The sequence below is a fragment of the Clostridium sp. D53t1_180928_C8 genome (assembly GCF_015667795.1).
In the GTDB taxonomy this organism is placed as follows: Bacteria; Bacillota; Clostridia; order Clostridiales; family Clostridiaceae; genus Clostridium.
This window is the reverse complement of the sequence record NZ_JADPEL010000018.1, coordinates 30,802-53,496: the sequence shown is the minus strand read 5'-3', so window position 1 is coordinate 53,496 and position 22,695 is coordinate 30,802. Positions and strand designations below refer to the sequence as shown.

Here is a 22,695-nt window from a genome sequence, read left to right as displayed (position 1 = left end):
ATATATGGATAATGAGAATATTTATGATGCAGCATATAGCGAAACAGAAGTAAGTGAAGAGGGGGAAGTAAAACATACTTTTAATGAAGAGCCAAATAAGGATAAGAAAAAGAAGAAAAAAAATAGGAATGGAAAAGGAAATGGAATTGCTAAGTATATAGCACTTGCACTTATATGTTCTTTATGTGGTGGAGTAATTGGTTCAGGAGTTACTTACTTTATAACAGACGGAAATAGAAATAATAATAGTTCAGGTAACTCTGTAACTGCAGATCCAGTTTCATTTGCAAGTGATAATAAGGCATTATCAGCCGCAGATATATATAAGAAAGTTGCTCCAGCAGTAGTTATGGTATCAACTAAATCACTACAAAGTGTAAATGGATGGTTCCAACAAGAAACGGAAGGTATGGGATCAGGATTTATAATAAATAATGATGGATATATTTTAACAAATTATCATGTTATAGATGGAGCGAAGGAAGTAACTGTAACATTAAGTGATAATAGAGAAGTAAAGGCATCTGTAGTAAACTATGATGCAGATCAAGACGTAGCTATGATAAAAATTAATGATGATATAGAAGTTCCTGGAGTTGTTGAGTTAGGTGATTCTGATGCATTACAACCAGGTGAAGAAGTATTAGCCATTGGAAATCCGTTATCTAAGGAATTATCATCTACATTAACTAAGGGTATAATAAGTGCATTAAATAGAAGTGTTGAGACAAAGACAGGAGTTAGTACTAATTTAATACAAACAGATACAGCTATTAATTCAGGTAATAGTGGTGGTCCATTAATTAATACAAAAGGAGAAGTTATTGGTATTAACACATTAAAGGCAAGTGACGGTGCGGAAGGTATTGGATTTGCAATTCCTATTAATGATGTAAAAGATAAAATTGAATCATTATCTAAACCTATATTAAACTTAGGAGTATCAATAAGAGCTATAGATGAGAGCATGGCTAATCAATTAAATATGGAAGAAGGACTTTACATCGTTGAGGTTAATGAATTTTCACCAGCAGAAAAAGCAGGGCTAAAGGCTGGAGATTTAATAGTTAAGGCTGATGGAAATAGAATTAAAACTTTTGATGAATTACAAGCTGTTAAAAATTCTAAGGAAGAGGGAGATAGTATTAATATTGAGTTTATTAGAGATGGAAAAACTCAAAATACTACTATAACGTTAACTTCAAATACAACAAATTAAAAAATAGAGACTATGACGAAATTCATAGTCTCTATTTTTTAATTTTCTTTATTTTTAAAGATACTTTCATAGGCTTTTAAGGTGTAAATTGCTGTGTTTTTCCAAGTGAATTTTAAGCTATTATTATATCCTTTTTGGCTATACTCTTGTAATAGTGAATCTGAATTTAATAAATCAATAATTGATGAAGAAAGTTCATCGGTATATAAAGGGTTTATTAAAATAGCACAATTGTTAGTTACTTCTGGAATTGAGGTCAAGTTAGATGTAATTACAGGAGTAGAACAACTCATAGCTTCAAGAGGGGGTAGACCAAAGCCCTCATATAATGATGGATAAACAAAAAGTTCAGCAGCGTTATAAAATATAGGTAAATCATCATCAGGTATAAAACCTGTAAATATAATTTTATCATCTATTAAAAGTTCTTTGCATAGTTCTTGAAGTTTAACTCCCTCATCTCGTATAGAGCCACATAAAACTAATTTATAATTCTTTTTTAATGATTTTTGAATTTTACTAAAAGCAATTATAAGTTCTTTTACATTTTTTCTTGTACTAAATCCACCTATATATAATATAAAGGGACAATCAATACTATATTTATTTTTAAGGTAATCAATACACTTAAATTTATTTAATGGTTTGTAACTTTTATTAGCAGCTAGAGGAGTAACGAATATTTTATCTGGATTTACTGAAGGAAAAAATTTTATTATGTCATTTTTAGAGTATTCAGAAACTGTTAATATTGCCTTAGAATTATTTACTATAAAAGGCATATCCCTTAAAAATCTTTCAAGATATCCTCTACCAACAGTCTCGGGTAAAATATAAGGAATTAGATCATGAATAGTTACTATTGCTGAAGATGTATATAGTTCATTTAACCCAATACCGTTTTGAGGTATGTGATGTAAATCTATGTTATTTTCTTTAATGTAATTTGGATAATAATAATTTTCATAAAACGCACCATGTTTTTTTGACGTAAAAATTATTTTGGAATTATATTTTTTATAATTTTCATAATTATCTCCAGCCCAAAAAATAGAATAATTATTTTTATTATCTATATTAAGAAGTTCTATAAGAAGATTCTCAGTATAGGTACCTATACCAGATCCCTTGTATAAATTAATTCCCCTAGCATCTATTGAAACTTTCAAAGCATAACGCCTCCTAAAAAACCTATAATATTATAAATATTATAAATAAGTAATTTATGTGATAGTAAACACAATGAAATATGTAATTTCATATAATAAATAGAATAAAACTTTAGGAGTTTGCTATGGATACAGAAAATCTAAAAAAATCTATAGAATCTAATTATTCAATAAATATAAAATCACTTGAAAAAGTTAAAAATAGCTATAAATTAGAAAGCGATAATTCAACCTATGCAATAAAAATAATTAAATATGATTTTGGGCATTTCTATTTTATTTTATCTGCAATTAAGCATTTGCAAAAAAGAAAATTTAGTAAAATTCCCATTATATTAAAAAATAAAAATAATGGTGACTATATACAGATTGGAAATCAGTATGCTTATCTAACAGAATGGATCCCATCTAGAGTTAGTAATTATAATAATCCAATAGAATTAGGGGCAATAGCTAAAAAATTAGGTGAACTTCATACATGCAGTACTGGATTTGCCTTAAATAGAAATATGAATCCAAGAATAGGTTGGTATTCATGGATAAAAGTTTTTGAGACACGATGTAATGAAATGTTAGATTTTAAAAATAGAATATATCAGAAAGCATATAAATCTAAATTTGATTATATATATTTAGATAATTTAGAAAGTGAAATAGAAAGAGGGAAAATGGTGGTTAAGTCATTGCAACAAAGTAATTACATTGAAATGATGGATAAAGAAGTAATGAAAATGGGATTTTGTCATCATGATTTTGCACATCATAATATTTTAGTTGATGAGAATGGAGAATTTAATGTAATAGATTTTGACTACTGTATTTTAGATACTCATTTACATGACTTATCTTCATTATTGATTAGGGCAATGAAAGATGGGAAGTGGAGCAAGGAAAAAGCTAATTTAATTTTAAATAATTATTGCAAAAGTAATAATGTTTATGATGAGGAATTAAAATTAATAAGGGAATTTATTAGATTTCCGCAAGTATTTTGGCAAGTTGGAATTCAATATTATTGGGAACAACAACCCTGGGGTGAGGAATTTTTTGTAGAAAAGATAAAAAAATATTTAGAAGATATTGAATATAGAGAAGAATTTCTAGAAGAGTATTTCAATTAAGGAGCGATGTTATTTGGATATAATAGAATTTTTAAATAGTAATGGAATAATTGTTGGGGAAGAAAATTTTCCTAAGGGGATGAAGAAAAAATATGTTTGGGATACAGACAGGCAAATATCTCTGATAATTGAAGTGCAAAAAATTTTAAAAGGAAAGAAAATAAATATAATTCCAAGAATTGAAAGTTCAATAGGTAAGGAAATAGAGTCATTTATGGTTCAAAGAAAAAAAATATTAAAAATGATGAAATCATTTCAAGAGAAATATAATAAAAGTGATTTTGATTTCTTTATTATTGAAGAAGGAAATAAAATTTTAAATAGAGCTAATAAATCTTTAAATAAGTTAGATGAAGAAGAGTACTTAAAAATAATAATAAGGAGTATGAATAATTATGATATATGCTTAGGACGAGTAGATGAGGGAAATCTAAAGAAAGATGGTTTAGCCATCAGCATAAGAACTACAAGATATATTTCTTATAATATGATTGAGCATGATTGTTATAATTATATAAAAAGGTTAAAGAAAAGGGGATATAATGGAGACATTATTAGTTTAATAAATGATTTTGCATATAAATCAAACTTAAACAATTCTAGTATAAATTACATGACTATATTAGCTAATTATCCTCTTGAGTCAATTAAAGAACTGTTGAAGTTAAAGGAAGATAGAGAAAGATTTAGTGATGAAGAATGGATAAAGGAGATTGGTATTGCTCAAAAGATAGATGGTATTGAACTTTTATGAATGGAGGAACAAAATGAATAAGTTTAGATATATAGATAAAAGAATATTGTGTAGCTATGATTTAAGCGAGGAGTTTTTTTATAAACTAGGCGTAAAGGTTTATGACATTATTCCATTAAGAAAAGTATTTATTTTATTTACAGATAAGGGAAAGAAAATATTAAAAATAATTAGTTCATCACAAGATAGGATAAATTTTATAAATAAAGCTTTAAATATAATTAAGGAAAATGATAAATATATACTTCAATATTGTACAAACTCTAATGGAGATATAATTACAGAGTGGAAAGGGAAGTCATATGTATTATTAGATATGATAGAGGGGAGAGAAGCAACATTTACAAATCCAGTTGAAGTAGAATGGTGTACTAAAGCTTTAGCAAATTTTCATAATGCATCAAAGGATATAATTAATAAATTTACAAATGAGGATATAAGATTAAATAAATCTAAAAATTTAATATATGAATTTTTGAATGATTTATGCTTTATTACAGAAGCAGAGAGAGTCATAGGTAGGTTTAGTTATAAAAATGAATTTGATATATTATTTTTAGATAATGTAGCAAAAGCAAAAAATGATTTAAATAAAAGTATAAATCTATTAACTAATAGTGATTATAATAATCTTTATACAGATGAGAAAAATATGATTATATGTCATTTAGATTTAGCGCATCATAATTTCATAATTGATGAAGATGAAGTTAATATGATAGATTTTGATTATTGTAAAATAGACATTAGAGCTATGGATATATATAATTTTATGATAAAAGTAATTAAGAACTATCTTTATGATAAAGAAGTAGTTAGTAAAATAATAAAGGATTATAGTAGTATATCTGAAGTTTTAGATAAAGAGAAGGAAGTAATCTATGCAATGTTAAACTATCCAAGAGATTTTATTAATATTTCTAAGGATTACTATTTGAAGCAGAAATCTTGGGATTATGAAGTATTTTTAAGTAGGTTAAAAGATAAAGTTGAAATTGATACTTTTAGAAGTGATTTATTAAGAAATATAAATAAAAATTTAGAATAAAACAATAAGGGTTATGCATATGCATAACCCTTATTAAATTTAAATAAAAATGATTTTAAAAACAGTAAATTTTTAAAAATCAATTATATTTTTATAAGCTTCTATAGTATTTAAAGCAGTATTTTTCCAAGAATATTTATTACTAGTACTTAAACCACGTTCAATCATTGTTAGTTTTAAAAAGCTATCTGTTAATACTCTTTCCATTGAATATGATAATTCATCAACATCATGAGGATTAACTAAAATTGCTGAGTTCCGGCATACTTCAGGAACTGATGTAACATTAGATGCAATTACAGGTGTGCCACAAGCCATTGCTTCTAGAGGTGGAAGACCAAAACCTTCGTAAAATGATGGATAGATTAAAAACTCACAAGCATTATAAAATAATGGTAAATCTTCTAGTGGAATAAAATCAGTAAAAATGACAGAGTCAGTAATACCTAATTCTATAGCACGATTTCTATATCTCTCATATGAAAGGCCTTTCTTACCAGTAATTACAATTTTTAAATCTTTTTTAATGTTGTTTCTTAATAGAGAAAATGCCTCCATAATACCAATAATATTTTTTCTAGGACTATATCCACCAACATATAATATAAAATTATCATTGATGCGATATTTATCTTTAATTATATTTTTACAATAAGATCGATTTATTGGTTTATAAATATCTTCAGCTGCTAAAGGAGTAACAAATATTTTTTCAAGAGGAAAGTTAAATTCATTAGCTATATCTAATTTAGAAAACTCAGAAACAGTAATTATTCCATCGCAATTATTTAGTATTTGTGGTATTTCCTCATTAAATATTTTCAAATATCTATTACTTACAGTTTCGGGCATTCGTAGTGGAATTATATCATGTAAGGTAATGGTCTTACGACAATTAATGTTGTCTGAAAGGCCTACACCATTTTGAGGAACGTGATATAGCTCCATATTAAAGTTATCTAATAAATTAGGAACTTTTATATTATCCCAAAAGTTATTGTTAGATGAGTCTACTGTGTGTTTTATAGAAAAGTTATCTTCAAGCTTTAAATCAGAATCTTCAGGAATGAAAGTAAGATACTGATTTAAATTATCATATTTACTTAAGTTAGTAATTAATTGATAAGTGTAGGTTCCTATACCAGTTCCCCTATACCATTTTGCGGCTCTTCCATCAATACCAATCTTCATGATTTAATCCTTTCAAAATAGTTATAATTTATTATATTATAATAAATAAAAAATGTTAATAAAAGAGATGGTATACACATATAAATATAGAGGGGGTGAGGAATATGATGAGAGAATTTGAAATAGAAAGACAGTTTCAAATAAAAATAGATATAATAAAAGCTAATAAGGGTATCTATTATTTAAAAACTAATAAAGGTGAGAGATGTCTTAAGAAGATAAATTATGGTCCACAAAAACTTTTGTTTGTTTATGGTGCTAAGGAACATTTGATAAATAATGGTTTTAATACTGTAGACAGATATTTTTTAAACATAGATGGTGAGCCATATGCGTTAGTAAATGAAGATCTATATACTTTATCTGAATGGTTAGAAGGTAGAGAGTGTGATTTTCATAACATAGATGAAGTAAAAATAGCTGCAGCAACATTAGCTAAATTACATGAAGCATCTAAGGGGTATGATCCACCAGAGAACTCTAAATTAAAGAGTGATTTAGGAAGATGGCCAAGTCTCATGGAGAAAAGAATAAAATCTCTTGATAAAATGAGAGATATGATAAGAAAAAAGAATAGAAAAAGTGATTTTGATTTATTATATTTAAAATCAATGGAGTTCTATAAGGAGATGGGAAAAAAGGCTTTAAACACCTTAATAACATCAGAATATGATCAGTTATGTGAAAAAGCTGAAATTGAAAAGGGCTTCTGTCATCACGATTATACTTATCATAATATTATACTAGGCAATGATAATTCTGTTAGTGTAATAGATTTTGATTATTGTAAGAGGGAAATAAGAACATTTGATATCTCAAATTTTATGATAAAGGTATTGAAGCGAAATAAATGGGATATAAAATTTGCTAAAGCTATAATAGATGCTTATAACCAAGTTTCTAGGTTAGAAGAATGTGAATATAATGTATTATATGCTTATTTACAGTTCCCACAGAGATATTGGAGATTAGCTAATAGATATTACTATAATGAAGTTAACTGGGGACAAAATACTTTCGATAGTAAATTAGAGAGTATAATAAATGAAAAGGATGAATATCTTAAGTTTTTAGATGAGTTTAAAAATGAATATAATACAATTTAAAAGTCGGCTTTTTTAAGCCGACTTTTAAATTATATTAATTTATATAAATGGAGATTTAGGATAGCCTTCTCTGTATTTGCCACGGGTTTGTAAACCACCAATACCTTTTATTCCTGTTATAGTATTTTCAACAATATTAGTTATTGATACAACTGAATCGATAGTTGTATAAGCAATTTTTTCACATACAAATACAGGGTCAAGGCAATGTATTAAAACGCGGCTTGGAGAACTAGCAAAGTTAGCTCCTGCATCTAACAAGCATTCATAGCAGGATTGACAAGCACCAGCAAAAATAACTAACTCATCATAGCTTGAATTATAATTTCTAAGAGCCTTAACAGCATCTATATAGTATTTTGAGTTTCTGTAGTTATTTAAGTCTAAGTAATCATTACTTTCTTTTAAGACGCTATCATGACCTGTTAATACTACTATATCTGGTTTAATTTCTTTAACTAAATCTACAACATGATCAGCTTGCTCTCTTTCAGATATAGCACGTCCAACAGCATCTAATGAGAGTTGCTTATATACTTTCAAACATGTTTCTAAATAGTCTCTATCACCATCAATATGAAGTATTTTTCCAGGACGGCCAAACATTAAGTCTTTATTTGGATTGTTTTTTTGACTTTTACTTCCACGAGATAATAAAATAGGTCCATTTTTACAGCTATTTTTAGAGGCACTTTCAGAACGAGTATTAACAGCTTTTTTTATAGCATCATTAACACGACTATTTAATATTTTTTCTTTTTCACCAACAAAGTCAACATCAACTGGCTCTAAATCAGTTTCAGGAGAATCAGCTATTATTCTAATGCTAATTCCCTTAAGAATAAATACGGGTTTACCGTCTACTTCTTTTATATCTATTATTTTAAATGTTATATCTTTATCGTATGATTTTCTAACTACAATATCACCTATTACCATTTTTTCTCCTAATAATTACATTATTACAGTTTATAGTATGTTTATTTATTAAGCTTTGCCCCAATATAGATATTATAAATGAATAAAAAATAATAAAAAATGCAATAATAATTAATAGATGCTATAAATGGATTTTAAAAAAAAGAAAAAGTTTACATTGACAATAACACTGGAAAGTGATAAAATATTTGGATTTATTTGACAAAAATGCTAAAAAGCTTTATAATATAAATAGAAAGATGGTGGTCATGTGGAAAAGAATAGAACCTTAGCCAACATACGAAAAGATATAGAAAACCATGTGGGCGAAAAGGTAACACTAAAAGCAAATGGTGGAAGAAAGAAGATACTTGTAAATGATGGAGTAATTGAAAGTGTTCATCCTAGTATTTTTGTTGTAAGATTGGAAAGTGACACCCAAAGGACAGTAACTTATAGTTATTCAGATGTTTTAACTAAAACTGTATTATTATATTATGCAGTATAAATAAGAGCTTCGAAATTTTCGAAGCTCTTATTTATTTTATTTAAAAATATTTAAAAGTTGTTTCTAAAATTTAACTTTAAATAATATATATTTATAAAGAAATAAAAAAAAGAAAGATGGCGGGTATCCATCTTTCAACTATGGTATAAAAGGGTATTGAGAATTTATGAGAGGTTATATGGTCAATAACCATCTTTATAATATGACATATTTATAATAAAGTCAACAATTTATTTAAAAAAAAATAAAATTTTTTTAAAAGAAGCGAAAATTCGACAAAATAATGTAATTAAATGGGAAAAAACAAGGTGTTATAAAAATTTTGTTGAATATATTATATAAAAAATTGTAAACAGTTGATGCAGATTAGAATAAATATATATTTAGAGAATATAAATATAGTAGTTAAACTATAGGGGGGGATATGATGTCTCAGATAGATGTTATTAAAGAAAGTATTCAAAATGAACAATTACTAAGAGAAAGTTCTACAAATAATGTACTAAAGGGTGAATATTTAATAAAAGACTCTCATCCAGATGTGTATCAAATATTAGGAATAGAAGCAAAAGCTACTATTACTAATAAAGAAACATTAGCAGATAAGATAATGATAGAAGGTCAAATTAATTATTCTGTTATGTACTTATCAGAGGACGAAAGCAAAGTAACTAGTATAAACTCTGTTTGTTTATCAGAAAAGTTTGCAGACTATCTTGATCTTAATAATGAAGAACATAAAGTAATTTGTGAAGTCGAGTGTGTAATAGAACATATTCAAGCTAGTATTATGAATGAACGTAAGATTGCTATTGATGGTATAAGAACAACTAAATGGCAACTTTATAAAGTTGAAGAATTTGAATTTGTTAAGGAAATTGATGGAAGAGATGATATACAAGTTAAACTAAAAAGTGAAGAGATAAATCAAATAAAATGCGAAAAAGATATTGAATTAATGGGAAAATCTATGATTAAAGTAACAATGGATAAACCAGAAATTGATGAGATATTAAAGTGTTGCATGAATTTACACAAGAAAGAAGTTAAACTGGGAGATGGAAAAATATATTTTGGATGTTATTGTAAGATTGAAGTATTATGTAAGGGTAAGGATGAAAATGATATATTCTTACTACAAGATGATATTTATTTGTCAAAGGAAGAAGAGGCTATTGGTGTAAATAGTGAAATGATGACATCAAATCAAATAGATATAGTAAATTCAGATAGTATAATAACTGCTGATGATTTAGGTGAAAATAGAGTTATTAATGTTGAGTTTATGATTAAGGGAAGCATTAAGGTAATATCTAAGGAGGTTATTGATGTAATTAAAGATGCATATTCTCCAACTAAATCAATAGAGCTTACTAAAAAGAAGTATGAAATTGGCTTAGTTAGTGGAATAGTTACATCAGAATTAATAATAAAAGACAATTTATATCCTAAGGATGAAAATGACAAAATTGGATGTGTAATATGTGCGACAGGATGCCCTGTTATAACAGATAAAACAGTAGAAGAAGATAAAGTAAAGGTTGAGGGTGTGATAAAAGTTTCAGTACTTTATAAAACAACTGATGATGATTGTAGGATAGATATGTGTAATGGGGAAATTCCATTTACTTCAGTAATTGATTTAAAAGGAACAAAACCAGATATGGTTGCTTTATGTAAGGTGCATTTGGAGAATTTGGATGCGACTATTGAAGCTAATACAATTGGAGTAAGAGCAACATTATCTGTTTTAGTAAAGGTATGCTATAAGGTTAATAAAGAGTGGATAGTTGATATTATTGAAAGTGAAGAAGAAAAGGAATGCAAAAAAGCTTCAGTTACAATATATGTTGTTAACGTAGGAGATACACTTTGGGATTTAGCTAAAAAGTATAACACTACAATGGATTCATTAATAGAGATTAATGAATTAGAAGGGGCAGAAGCATTGACAGAAGGTAAAAAAATAATAATACCAGGAAAATGTAAATTTTAAATATTATTAGTATTAAAAGGTTATTGTACAAGATGTACAGTAGCCTTTTATTATTTGTGAATATATTTTAATGTATTGGATAAAATAAAAAATATGTGATTTGAGGTGATAAATTGAGCGAAAAAGTAAGTGGTAATCTAATAATAATTGGAGGAGCTGAAGATAAAAAGGGTGATAAAGATATATTAAGAAGAGTAGCAAAATATATAGACCCTGAAAAAGAAAGATTAATAATAGCAACTATAGCAACACAATATCCAGAACAAAGTTATCAAAATTATAAAGAGGTATTTACTAAATTAGGTATTAAAAATATAGCTAAGCTTGATATTAGTACACGTGATGATGCGTTTAATAAGGAAAATATTAAGTTAATAAATACTGCAAATTTATTATTCTTTACAGGTGGAGATCAGTTAAGAATTACTAGTATGATAGGGGGAACCCCAATATATAATTCCATAAAAGAGCTTTGTAATAATGGCGGACTAATTGCAGGAACATCAGCAGGAGCATCTGTTATGAGTGATACTATGATAGTTCAAGGAGAAGATGATGAGTCACCACATAAATGTACTTTAAAGATGTCACCTGGATTAGGATTAGTAAATAATATAATAATTGATCAACATTTTGCTCAGAGAGGAAGGATAGGAAGATTATTAACTGCTATAGCTCAAAATCCAGAAGTATTGGGTATTGGAATAGACGAAGATACAGCAATAGTAGTGAGCGATAAAGGAACTGCAGAAGTAATTGGGTCTGGAGCGGTATATTTTATTGATGGAAGTTCCATTGATTATAGTAATGTGTCAGAGCAATATAGTGAAGAAGTATTGAGCATGTTTAATGTAAAACTTCACGTATTAAAAGAAGGTAATAGATTTAATTTAATAGATAAGGTACCGTTTGAGGAGGATAAGAATTTTTATGAGAATCATAAATAGTACTGTTTATGCTGGAAGAAATATTTATTCACATAAAAAGTGCATAAAATTAGATGTTGATTTAGAAGGATATTCGGAAATACCTAGCAAAGATATAAAAGACTTTAATAATAAATTAGTAGATACACTTCCAATTCTTTATACTCATAGATGTGGAATTGATGAGGAAGGTGGATTTGTAAAGAGGCTAAATGAAGGAACTTATTTAGCCCATATTTGTGAGCATATAATTATTGCTATACAAAATATTTTAGGAATAGATGTAGCTTATGGAAAAGCTAGAGAAATTGAAGGCGATAGGTATATAGTAGTATATCAATATGAGTATCCAAGAGTAGGCGTTGAAGTTGCAAAATTAGCAGTAGATCTTATAAATTCACTTATAGAAAATAAATGTATTAGCTTTAATAATAGAGTAGACATAATAAAAGCTATAATGACTGAAGAGCTTATAGGACCAAGTGCTTTAGAAATTTGTAATGCAGCAAAGAATGTTGGATTACCAGTACTTAAAATTGGAAATAGTGGCTTTTACCAAATTGGTTATGGAAAGCAAGGAAGAATAATAGAATCAGCAATTACTAATGTTACAAGTTGTGTATCAGCGGATATTTCATGTGATAAGTTATTGACAAAGGAATTATTAGAAATTCAAAATTTACCTGTATCAAAAGGTGAAAAGGTTAATAATGTTATTGATTTGTTAAGAACTGCAGAGGAAATAGGGTATCCTGTTGTTTTAAAACCAGAGTTTGGAAGTAAAGGACGAGGCGTAATACTAAAAATATGTAGTGAAAAAGAATTGTTAAATTACTATCAAAAGTTAATGGATAATTTTAAGGATATAATAATAGAAAAGTATTATGAAGGTGATGATTACAGAGTTTGTGTAGTAGGATATAAGGTTGTGGCGGTTTCAAAAAGAATTCCGCCATTTATAATTGGAAATGGAGAAAAAAGTATAAAAGAGCTTATTGATGAATTAAATAATGATGAGTTAAGGGGAGAAGATCATGAAAAACCATTAACTAAGGTTAAGATTGATGATGAATTATTAAGAAATTTAAGCAATAATAATTATAATTTAGATTCAATATTAAAAAATGAAGAAAAATTATATTTAAGAAAAAATTCAAATCTATCTACCGGTGGAATAGCTATAGATTACACAGATATTATCTCTGAAGAAAATAAAGAAATATGTGAAAGAGCAGCTAAAACTATAGGATTAGATATATGTGGTGTAGATATTTGTACAAATGATATTAGTAAATCATTAATGGAAGAGGGGGCAATACTTGAAGTTAATGCAGCACCAGGATTGAGAATGCATTCATACCCATCAGAAGGAGTCAGGAGGAACATTGGAAATAATATTATTAGTATGATGTATAATAATAATCCTAAAAATATACCGGTTATATCTATTACAGGAACAAACGGTAAAACAACAACAACTAGAATAATAAATAGTACTTTATCTAGAATGGGATATTGTGTTGGAATGACAAGTACTGATGGTATATATATCGATGGAAAGTGTATTGATAATGGTGATGATACAGGGTTTGAGAGTGCTAAGTGTATATTATACAATAAGGAAGTAGATATTGCTGTATTGGAAACGGCAAGGGGAGGAATTATAAGAAAAGGATTAGCTTATGATTTAGCAGACGTTGCAGTAATAACTAATATTACAGATGATCATTTAGGAGTAGATAATATAAACACAATGGAGGAGCTTTGTAAGGTAAAATCATTAGTTGCAGAGGCAGTAAAGAAAGAGGGAAATGTAGTAATTAACGCTGATGATAAGTGGAGTAGAGAAATTATAAATAGAATAGGCTCAAATATTATTTATTACTCTTCTGATTATGATAATGAACTAATTAGGGAAAATATAAATAAAAAATATATTGCTGTGTATAGAAAAGATGATTATATATATGTAAATAATAGAGGAATAGAGTATAAAATAATAAACACTAAAGATATTCCAATAGCATTGAATGGTACATTGGAATTTAATATTGAAAATGCAATGGCGGCTTGTGCAGCATTAGTCGCTATGGAAGTTGATTATAGTATGATAAGGATAGGATTAGAAAACTTTAACTCTAATGATAATTTAGGTAGATTTAATATTTTTGATTATAATGGTATAAAAGTTATATTAGATTATGGTCATAATATAGAAGGCTATAAAAGAGTTCTTCCAACATTAAAACATATAAGCATTGGAAATATTACTGGTGTAATAGGAGTTCCAGGAGATAGAAGTGATTATGTAGCAAAAGAAATTGGAAAAATAAGTGCTCAATATCTTGATAAAATAATAATTAAAGAAGATAAAGATAGAAGAGGACGAGAAGTAGGAGAAGTTCCTAATTTAATTAAAGAAGGTATATTACTATCAAAAGAAGAGGCTAATGTAAAAATAGTGTTAGATGAAGTTGAGGCTCTACAATTAGCACTAGATAAATCAGTAAAGGGAGATACTATAATTGTATTTTTTGAAGAATTAAATCCGTTAGTAAATTTAATAAAATCCAATCAAGAGAATGATGAAAATTTAGGGAATGTTGTTAATTCAAATTAAAGAATACAACAATGACATATTTACTATAAGAAAAATAATATATATAATATTATTTATAAAGTTCAGGGTTTATACTCTGAACTTTAATTTAGAAATATGCACTTTCCATTGAAAGGATTTGAATATATGAAAATAAAGGCCTATGCAAAAATTAATATTTCTTTAGATATAGTAGGAAAAAGAGAAAGTGATGGTTATCATTTGTTAAGAATGATAATGCAAAATATAGATTTATATGATGAGATATCTATAGTAAAACAACAAGAAGGTATAACATTAAGTTGCAATAAAAGTTATGTTCCAACGGATTCAAGAAATTTAGCGTATAAAGCAGCGATGTTATTTAAAGAAAAATATGATATTAAAGATGGAGTACATATCGATATTGTAAAAAATATTCCTGTATCAGCTGGGTTAGCTGGAGGAAGCACTGATGCGGCTGCTGTTTTAAAACTTATGAATAATATTTTTGAAATAAATGCATCTAATGAAGAATTAATGGATATGGGATTAAAACTAGGGGCAGATATTCCATATTGTATTAATGGTGGAACAGCCCTATGTGAAGGTATCGGAGAAAAAATAACAACTTTATCACCTTTTAAGGATAAAATATTAGTTTTAGTAAAGCCTGGATTTGGAGTTTCAACCAAAGAAGTATATAAAGCTTTTAGTTTAGATAGAGTTAGGATACATCCTAAAACAGAAAGTTTAATGGAAGCTATTAAAAATGATGATTTATATTATGTAGCGAATAATATGAAAAATTTATTAGAAAATGTTACATTAAGAAAGCATAATATATTAATTAAAATAAAAGAAGATATGAATAGATGTGGCGCAGTAGGAAGTATGATGAGTGGAAGTGGACCAAGTGTATTTGCTTTCTTTGATGATATGTTAAAGGCTCAAAAATGTTATGAAAAAATGAAAGAAAATCATAGAGAAGTATTTTTAACTAGAACTATTTAAAAATAAAATATTATATAAATGAATAAACCCCTTTATAATGTCAATACTTAAAACTAGGAAGGGGTTATGTTTATGAAAAAGTATATTTGTTTTATAATACCTATGGTTTTGATAGTTTTATTTTTAAATGGTTGTCAAAGTGTTGAAAGTGCTACTAAGGAAAGTAGCTTAGAGTTAACAGAATTAAATTATAATGATATAAAGGACAAGCTTATAAGATTTCATGTTATAGCAAACAGTGATACAGAAGAAGATCAGAATCTTAAATTAAAAGTAAGAGATAAAGTAGTGGAAGCGCTTAGTGAAAAGTTAAATGGGATAACATCACTAGATGAGGCAGAGAATGTATTAAAACAAAACATTAATTATGTTAATGAAATTGCAAAAGAGGTTATTGAAGAAAATAACTATACTTATGAAGTAAATACAATGTTATCTTATGAAAACTTTCCAGATAAGGTATATGGAGATTATGTATTTCCACAAGGAAATTATGAAGCATTTAGAGTTATAATTGGAGAAGGAAAAGGCCAAAATTGGTGGTGTGTTATGTTCCCATCACTATGCTTTGTTGATGAAAGTAAAAATGAAGTAGATTCTAGTGAGTTAAAAGATGAAATTGAAAATATACAACCTAAAAATAGGGATATAACAAATGAAGATGAACAAAAAAATAATGAATCAAGTAATGTTAATAATGGTATTAAGTTTAAATTTAAAATTGTAGAAGTTATAAAGGACATTCTTGATTAATAGGAGGAAAACAATATGGCAAAGGCGTTAGCTATGATTTCAGGAGGGCTAGATAGTATTTTAGCAGCAAAATTAATAAAGGAACAAGGTATAGATGTATTGGGAATTTGTTTTAGATCATATTTCTTTAGTGAGGAAAGTGCTATAAAAATGACAAAGCAAATAGATATACCATTGTTGGTAGTAGATTTTTCACCAGAACATTTAGAGTTGGTAAAAAACCCTAAACATGGTAGAGGAAAAAATATGAATCCATGTATAGATTGTCATGCTATGATGATGAATTATGCAGGAAAATTATTAGAAGAGCATAATGCAGATTTTATTATTACTGGTGAAGTATTAAATCAAAGACCTATGTCTCAAAATAGGCAAGCATTAAATATAGTAAAAAAAGAATCAGGATTTGCTAATAAAATTTTAAGACCTCTATGTGCTAAAAATATGGATCCAACAGAGATGGAGCTAAGTGGAATGGTTGATAGAGAGCAGTTATTAAACATAACAGGAAGAAGTAGAAAGCCTCAAATGGAATTAGCTGCAAAATGGGGAATAACTGAATATCCATCACCAGCTGGAGGATGTAAATTAACAGAGCCAAATTATGCATTAAGATTAAAAGATCTTTTAACTTTCAAAGATGAGGTTGAAGAGGATGAATTAAGTCTTTTAAGATACGGAAGACATTTTAGAACAGAAGATAATAATAAAATAATAGTTGCAAGAACTCAAGGGGAAGGCGAGGCTATAAAATCACTTATACATAAAGAGTATTATTCTTTCCATACAACTAATTTCTCAGGAGCACTTGTACTATTAGAAGGAAATGGAACAGAGAAAGATATACATTTAGCAGCTAGAATGGCAGCTAGATATAGTAAAGGTAGAGAAGAAGCAAGTTTAAATGTTAAATATGGGATATATGGACAAACTTTAGAAAATCATATAGTGGTAGAACCTATAAGTGATAAAGAATTAGAACAATATATGATTTCTATAAAATAGGGGGATAAAATGGAAAAAAGAGCTATTATATCTGTAAAAAGTACATCAAATTTAGATCCTAATGAAGTAATTGAAGTGGTAACTCCAGGTAAGTTTATTATTGATGAAACTGGATTTAAGGCAATATATGAAGAGTCAGAAATATCAGGAATGGATGGTACAACTACTACTTTAAATATACAAGATAATATTATGGTATTAGAGAGAGTTGGATCTACAACTACAAATATGGAATTCAAAGAAGGAACTATGGCTGTTTCTTTATATAACACTCCATATGGGGTATTAGATTTAAATGTTGATACTGAAAAGTTAAATATAAATATTGATGAAAATGGTGGAGATATTTATTCAAGATATACATTAGGACTTGATGGACAAGAAGGAATAACTACAGAATTAAATATAAAAATTAAGGTAAACTAAATTTTAGGCTTCTATGAAATTAAAAATTCATAGAGGTCTTTTTTGTGAATAAAAAAACATCAAATGGAAATACTTACAGAAAATGATATAAAGAGGAGTGGGAAATATAAATAATTATGAAATAGTAATATTAATTTTATGTAGGTATTATGGAATAAACTATGAAGAATTTAAAAAAGTATTGAAAAAAAAGGATAAATTATATTTAACTTTATTACTTATGAAAAAATTTAGATGTTTAAATGAAAAGGTGATTGAAGAAAAATTAGGAATTGCAAGTAATAGAATGTTATATTATAGAATGAAAAAAGCTGAAGAAAAGATATTAATAAATAAAAAGTTTAGAGATGAATACTTTGAATTGGAAGATAAAATAAAAGAAAATTTAAAAAATGCATAAAAAACACTAGCCTAATTTAAACTAATGTGGTACTATAATATCTATGATTATTCCTCTTTAGGTAATAAGAGAGGTAATTTAAATTATATCACTCTAAAAATCAATAGTCAATAGAAAAATAAAATTAATTTATATATGGGGGTTAAAAATGAGCACTAAATATGTTTTTGTAACAGGCGGAGTTGTATCAGGATTAGGAAAAGGAATAACAGCAGCTTCATTAGGAAGATTATTAAAAAATAGAGGGTTAAAAGTTTCGATACAAAAATTTGATCCATATTTAAATGTAGATCCAGGGACAATGAGTCCATATCAACATGGAGAGGTTTTTGTAACTGATGATGGGGCAGAAACAGATTTAGATTTAGGACATTATGAAAGATTTATAGATGAAAATTTAACTAAAAATAGTAATATTACATCTGGTAAAGTGTATTGGTCTGTTATCTCTAAGGAAAGAAGAGGAGAATACCTAGGAGGAACAGTTCAAGTTATACCTCATATTACTAATGCAATAAAAGAAAGAGTTCATAGAGTAGCGAAGGAAACAGATGTTGATGTTGTAATTACGGAAATAGGGGGAACTGTTGGTGATATTGAATCATTACCATTTCTTGAAGCTATAAGACAAATAAAGTATGACGTTGGTAGAGAAAATGTATGTTTTATACATGTTACATTAGTACCTTTCTTAGGAAAATCAGGTGAATTAAAAACTAAACCTACTCAACATTCTGTTAAGGAATTAAGAAGTATTGGTATTCAGCCAGATATTATAGTTTGTAGATCAGAAAAAGAAATATCAGATGATTTAAAATATAAAATAGGATTATTCTGTAATATAGAAGGTAAATGTGTAATACAAAATTTAGATGCAGATCATTTATATGAAGTTCCATTAATGCTTCATCAAGAAGGATTAGATAGATTAGTTGTAGAAAAATTAGAATTAGGTTGTAGAGATATTGATAATACAGAATGGATTGATATGGTTTCTAAATTAAAAAATTTAGAAGGGAGTGTTAAAATAGCTTTAGTAGGAAAATATGTTGAATTACATGATGCTTATATATCTGTAGTTGAGGCATTAAGTCATGGTGGACTAGCTAATGGAACTAATGTAGAGATAAAATGGGTAAACGCAATGGATATAACATTAGAAAATGCACATGAAATATTAAGTGATGTTGATGGAATATTAGTACCAGGTGGATTTGGTGATAGAGGTGTTGAAGGTAAAATAGAAGCTATTAAATATGCAAGGGAAAATAAGGTGCCTTTCTTAGGAATTTGTTTAGGTATGCAAACTGCAGTAATTGAACTTGCAAGAAATTCATTAGGATATGAAGATGCAAATAGTTCTGAAATTAACCCAGATACAGCATATCCAGTAATAGATCTTATGCCAGAACAAAAGGATGTTGAAGATTTAGGTGGGACAATGAGATTAGGGTTATATCCATGTAAATTAGATAAAACTTCAAAAGCATATGAGTGTTATTCAGATGAGCTTATCTATGAAAGACATAGACATAGATATGAATTTAATAATGAATACAGAAGGCAAATAACTGAAGCAGGAATGAAAATTACAGGTACAAGCCCTGATGGAAGATTAGTTGAAATTGTAGAAGTTGAAGATCATCCGTGGTTTGTAGCAGCACAATTCCATCCAGAGTTAAAATCAAGGCCAAATAATCCACATCCATTATTTAAACATTTTATTAAGGCGGCAATTAGAGAAAAATAAAAAAATGTGAAGACGAAAGTCTTCACATTTTTTTATGTGTTATAAAATTATTTAAATTGGATAAGCTTATAATATAATTTTCTATTGAATTTTAAAGTTTATTAGTTCATAATTATATATAAATTTAAGTATATACTATTAATGCATATTTAATTTTAGTAATATTGTATTTCATTTCAAATATATCAGACCTTAGGTTTAATCTATTATTATCCCAAATTAAGAAAAACTATTGGAGGTGTCAATTTGACCAGAGAGACATACACTGAGATGACTTTAGTTGATTTAAAAAATAAAGCTAAAGAACTTGGAATAAAAAACATAAGCAAAATGAAAAAGAACGAAATAATTGATGAATTAGTAAAGGTTACACCTAATACTATAGAAAAAAATGGAGTAATTTTAACTGAAAAAATAGCTCCAAAAGCAAAAGAGCAAGTAAATGTTAATAATAGTTCTTCAAATAGTCATGAAACTAGAGAAGGTTATTTTATGACAGATGAGGAAAAAGAAGAAAAAAAAGAAAGATTAAAGGTTATGATAAATGAATCAGGTTCTTCTAAGGGGGTATTAGAAGTTCAAGAAAATAACAACTTTGGATTCTTAAGATGTAATAATTACTTAACTGGAGAAAATGATATATATGTATCACCATCACAAATAAGAAGATTTAACTTAAGAACAGGTGATGAAGTTCAAGGTAAGGTTAGAGAAGCTAAGGATGGAGAAAAATTCAAAGCTTTATTATTTGTAGAAAAAGTAAATGGAGACAATCCTGAAAAGGCTATAGGAAGAAAAAGTTTCGAAACATTAACTCCTATATATCCAAATGAAAGATTACATTTAGAAACTAGTAATGAAAAAGATTTATCATCTAGATTAATGGATATTATTTGTCCAATAGGAAAAGGACAAAGAGGAATAATTGTTGCTCCACCAAAAGCTGGTAAAACAACGCTATTAAAAAAGGTTGCACAAAATATTACTAAAAACCATCCAGATGTTAAACTTATAGTTTTATTAATAGATGAAAGACCAGAAGAAGTTACTGATATGAAGCGATCTATAAATGGTGATGTTATTTATTCAACATTTGATGAAGAACCACAAAATCATGCAAAGGTAGCTCAAATGGTGTTAGAAAGAGCTAAAAGAATGGTAGAGCAAGGGAAGGATGTTGTTATATTATTAGATAGTATAACTAGATTATCTAGAGCATATAACTTAACAATAACTCCAACAGGTAGAACTTTATCAGGAGGGTTAGATCCAGGAGCATTAATAATGCCTAAAAAGTTCTTTGGAGCAGCAAGAAATATAGAGGAAGGCGGAAGCTTAACAATTCTTGCAACTGCATTAGTTGAAACAGGTTCAAGAATGGATGATATGATATTTGAAGAGTTTAAAGGAACTGGTAACATGGAAGTTCATTTAGACAGAAGGCTTCAAGAAAGAAGAATATTCCCTGCAATTGATATTTATAAATCTGGAACTAGAAAAGAAGATTTATTATTATCAGAAGAAGAAAAGGAAGTAGCCTTTGCTATTAGAAAGGTTATGTATAGAGATGGCAATATTGAAAATATTACAGAAAATCTAATAAATATGTTATCTAAAACCAAAAACAATAAGGAATTCATTCAAGTTTTCCCCAAAAATGATACATTTAAAAAGTAAATTTAATATTTAAAGAGGCTTACTTTTAATAAGGTTTAATCAAAAAAATATAGTGTTTTGATTAAATTCATATTGAACAAAGTAGCCTCTTTCTATTTAAAATTCTATAAAAAGAAAAAATGAGAAAGAATATAATTCCTTCTCATAAATTCTAACTTAATCTTATTTGTTAAGACCGAACTTCTTATTGAACTTGTCAACTCTACCGCCGATATCAACGATTTTTTGCTTACCAGTGAAGAATGGGTGGCATTTAGCACATATATCAACTTTTAATTCTTCTTTAACTGAACCAGTTGTGAAAGTATTTCCACATGCGCACTTAACCACAGCATCGTGATGGTATTCTGGATGTATGCCTTGTTTCATTTGATTCACCTCTTTCAAAAGTACATTCATTGAATTAATCAATGACCAAAAGAATTATAACATACGTAATAAATACAGTCAATATAACAAGGAAATAAAAACATCTTTATTAACTATATATTAAAATGCTATAATCGAAATAGACCAAAATTATAAGGAGAGACGTTATGAGTAAATTATATTTTAGATATGGTGCAATGAATTCAGGAAAATCAACAAATCTTATGCAGGTTGCACATAATTATGAAGAACGTGGAATGAAAGTTGTATTAATTAAGCCATCTACAGACAAAAAGGGTGGAGATAAGCTAGTATCTAGATTAGGTGTTGAGCGTAAGGTTGATTTATTAATTAATGACGAACAAAATGTATATGAAGAAGTTAAACAATGGGAAGAAATTAAATATAAAATAGATTGTATATTAGTAGATGAAGTACAATTTTTAAAATCACACCAAATAGATGAGCTTTTTGAAATAGCTGTGTGTTTAGATATACCTGTAATTTGCTATGGGCTTAGAACAGACTTTAGAATGCAAGGATTCGAGGGAAGCACAAGATTATTATTATTAGCTCATAGTATAGAGGAATTAAAAACTATATGTAAATGTGGAAGAAAAGCAGTTTTAAATGGAAGAAAAATAAATGGCAAATTTGTTTTTGAAGGTGAACAAGTTGCTATAGATAACGTAGATAATGTAGAGTATGAATCTTTATGTGGACATTGTTATTTTAAATTTAAAAATGAAAAATAAAATGAAAGAGTG

Annotated in this window: 21 protein-coding genes; 17 read left to right on the top strand and 4 right to left on the bottom strand. The window is 27.6% G+C overall.

The features are described from left to right. The first annotated feature begins 4 nt into the window (after positions 1 to 4). Positions 5 to 1,219 carry a trypsin-like peptidase domain-containing protein gene (locus I4V51_RS12220; RefSeq protein ID WP_195988713.1) on the top strand — a complete coding sequence of 405 codons (1,215 nt, stop codon included), beginning with the start codon at positions 5 to 7 and terminating at the stop codon, positions 1,217 to 1,219. Positions 1,220 to 1,257: 38 nt separating this feature from the next. On the opposite strand, the gene I4V51_RS12215 is transcribed toward I4V51_RS12220, so the two are convergent. Further along, the gene (locus I4V51_RS12215; RefSeq protein WP_195988712.1) at positions 1,258 to 2,388 is read right to left on the bottom strand and encodes a glycosyltransferase family 1 protein; all 1,131 of its coding nucleotides are present in this window, start codon (positions 2,386 to 2,388) and stop codon (positions 1,258 to 1,260) included. A gap of 125 nt (positions 2,389 to 2,513) precedes the next feature. Here I4V51_RS12215 and I4V51_RS12210 point away from each other — a divergent pair, with 125 nt between their 5' ends. From I4V51_RS12210 to I4V51_RS12200, 3 genes are read left to right on the top strand one after another with little or no spacing between them, the layout of a single operon-like run. Further along, positions 2,514 to 3,509 (top strand): CotS family spore coat protein, encoded by a 996-nt coding sequence (locus tag I4V51_RS12210; RefSeq protein ID WP_195988711.1) that lies wholly within the window; start codon positions 2,514 to 2,516, stop codon positions 3,507 to 3,509. A 13-nt stretch (positions 3,510 to 3,522) separates the two neighbouring features. Continuing rightward, positions 3,523 to 4,263, top strand: a complete 741-nt coding sequence (locus I4V51_RS12205) for a hypothetical protein (RefSeq protein WP_195988710.1) — start codon at positions 3,523 to 3,525, stop codon at positions 4,261 to 4,263. A gap of 13 nt (positions 4,264 to 4,276) precedes the next feature. Next, complete coding sequence (locus I4V51_RS12200) at positions 4,277 to 5,311, top strand: CotS family spore coat protein (protein ID WP_195988709.1); 1,035 nt, start codon at positions 4,277 to 4,279, stop codon at positions 5,309 to 5,311. Between the two features lie 72 nt (positions 5,312 to 5,383). Here the strand turns inward: I4V51_RS12200 and I4V51_RS12195 are convergent, their stop codons facing one another. Beyond that, the gene (locus I4V51_RS12195; RefSeq protein WP_195988708.1) at positions 5,384 to 6,502 is read right to left on the bottom strand and encodes a glycosyltransferase family 1 protein; all 1,119 of its coding nucleotides are present in this window, start codon (positions 6,500 to 6,502) and stop codon (positions 5,384 to 5,386) included. 104 nt (positions 6,503 to 6,606) lie between these two features. Between I4V51_RS12195 and I4V51_RS12190 the strand changes: the two genes are divergently transcribed. Next, the gene (locus I4V51_RS12190; RefSeq protein WP_195988707.1) at positions 6,607 to 7,608 is read left to right on the top strand and encodes a CotS family spore coat protein; all 1,002 of its coding nucleotides are present in this window, start codon (positions 6,607 to 6,609) and stop codon (positions 7,606 to 7,608) included. A gap of 39 nt (positions 7,609 to 7,647) precedes the next feature. On the opposite strand, the gene yabG is transcribed toward I4V51_RS12190, so the two are convergent. Then, positions 7,648 to 8,547 carry a sporulation peptidase YabG gene (yabG, locus tag I4V51_RS12185; RefSeq protein ID WP_195988706.1) on the bottom strand — a complete coding sequence of 300 codons (900 nt, stop codon included), beginning with the start codon at positions 8,545 to 8,547 and terminating at the stop codon, positions 7,648 to 7,650. 250 nt (positions 8,548 to 8,797) lie between these two features. Between yabG and I4V51_RS12180 the strand changes: the two genes are divergently transcribed. The 11 genes from I4V51_RS12180 (at position 8,798) to rho (ending at position 21,559) form a co-directional block, all read left to right on the top strand. Next, a complete protein-coding gene (locus I4V51_RS12180; RefSeq protein WP_133014100.1) occupies positions 8,798 to 9,034 on the top strand; it encodes a Veg family protein in 237 nt (78 codons plus the stop codon). 427 nt (positions 9,035 to 9,461) lie between these two features. Continuing rightward, complete coding sequence (locus tag I4V51_RS12175; RefSeq protein ID WP_195988705.1) at positions 9,462 to 11,030, top strand: SPOCS domain-containing protein; 1,569 nt, start codon at positions 9,462 to 9,464, stop codon at positions 11,028 to 11,030. Positions 11,031 to 11,143: 113 nt separating this feature from the next. Continuing rightward, the gene (locus I4V51_RS12170) at positions 11,144 to 11,977 is read left to right on the top strand and encodes a cyanophycinase (RefSeq protein ID WP_195988704.1); all 834 of its coding nucleotides are present in this window, start codon (positions 11,144 to 11,146) and stop codon (positions 11,975 to 11,977) included. Continuing rightward, positions 11,961 to 14,576: a cyanophycin synthetase gene (gene cphA, locus I4V51_RS12165; RefSeq protein ID WP_195988703.1), complete on the top strand. Its 2,616-nt coding sequence runs from the start codon at positions 11,961 to 11,963 to the stop codon at positions 14,574 to 14,576. The genes I4V51_RS12170 and cphA overlap by 17 nt, the downstream gene beginning before the upstream one ends. A gap of 126 nt (positions 14,577 to 14,702) precedes the next feature. Beyond that, positions 14,703 to 15,548 (top strand): 4-(cytidine 5'-diphospho)-2-C-methyl-D-erythritol kinase, encoded by an 846-nt coding sequence (gene ispE / locus I4V51_RS12160; protein ID WP_195988702.1) that lies wholly within the window; start codon positions 14,703 to 14,705, stop codon positions 15,546 to 15,548. A 72-nt stretch (positions 15,549 to 15,620) separates the two neighbouring features. Further along, on the top strand, positions 15,621 to 16,301 hold the full coding sequence (gene spoIIR / locus I4V51_RS12155) for a stage II sporulation protein R (RefSeq protein ID WP_195988701.1): 681 nt from the start codon (positions 15,621 to 15,623) through the stop codon (positions 16,299 to 16,301). A gap of 15 nt (positions 16,302 to 16,316) precedes the next feature. Then, positions 16,317 to 17,306, top strand: a complete 990-nt coding sequence (locus I4V51_RS12150) for a tRNA 4-thiouridine(8) synthase ThiI (RefSeq protein WP_195988700.1) — start codon at positions 16,317 to 16,319, stop codon at positions 17,304 to 17,306. Between the two features lie 9 nt (positions 17,307 to 17,315). Beyond that, the gene (locus I4V51_RS12145) at positions 17,316 to 17,732 is read left to right on the top strand and encodes a DUF1934 domain-containing protein (protein WP_195988699.1); all 417 of its coding nucleotides are present in this window, start codon (positions 17,316 to 17,318) and stop codon (positions 17,730 to 17,732) included. A gap of 97 nt (positions 17,733 to 17,829) precedes the next feature. Then, the gene (locus I4V51_RS12140; RefSeq protein WP_195988698.1) at positions 17,830 to 18,132 is read left to right on the top strand and encodes a ribose-5-phosphate isomerase; all 303 of its coding nucleotides are present in this window, start codon (positions 17,830 to 17,832) and stop codon (positions 18,130 to 18,132) included. Between the two features lie 148 nt (positions 18,133 to 18,280). Next, positions 18,281 to 19,882 (top strand): CTP synthase, encoded by a 1,602-nt coding sequence (locus I4V51_RS12135; protein ID WP_195988697.1) that lies wholly within the window; start codon positions 18,281 to 18,283, stop codon positions 19,880 to 19,882. Between the two features lie 246 nt (positions 19,883 to 20,128). Further along, complete coding sequence (gene rho / locus I4V51_RS12130) at positions 20,129 to 21,559, top strand: transcription termination factor Rho (RefSeq protein WP_195988696.1); 1,431 nt, start codon at positions 20,129 to 20,131, stop codon at positions 21,557 to 21,559. Between the two features lie 162 nt (positions 21,560 to 21,721). On the opposite strand, the gene rpmE is transcribed toward rho, so the two are convergent. After that, on the bottom strand, positions 21,722 to 21,928 hold the full coding sequence (gene rpmE / locus I4V51_RS12125; protein ID WP_005212373.1) for a 50S ribosomal protein L31: 207 nt from the start codon (positions 21,926 to 21,928) through the stop codon (positions 21,722 to 21,724). Between the two features lie 167 nt (positions 21,929 to 22,095). Between rpmE and I4V51_RS12120 the strand changes: the two genes are divergently transcribed. After that, positions 22,096 to 22,683: a thymidine kinase gene (locus I4V51_RS12120; RefSeq protein ID WP_195988695.1), complete on the top strand. Its 588-nt coding sequence runs from the start codon at positions 22,096 to 22,098 to the stop codon at positions 22,681 to 22,683. Positions 22,684 to 22,695 lie beyond the last annotated feature (12 nt).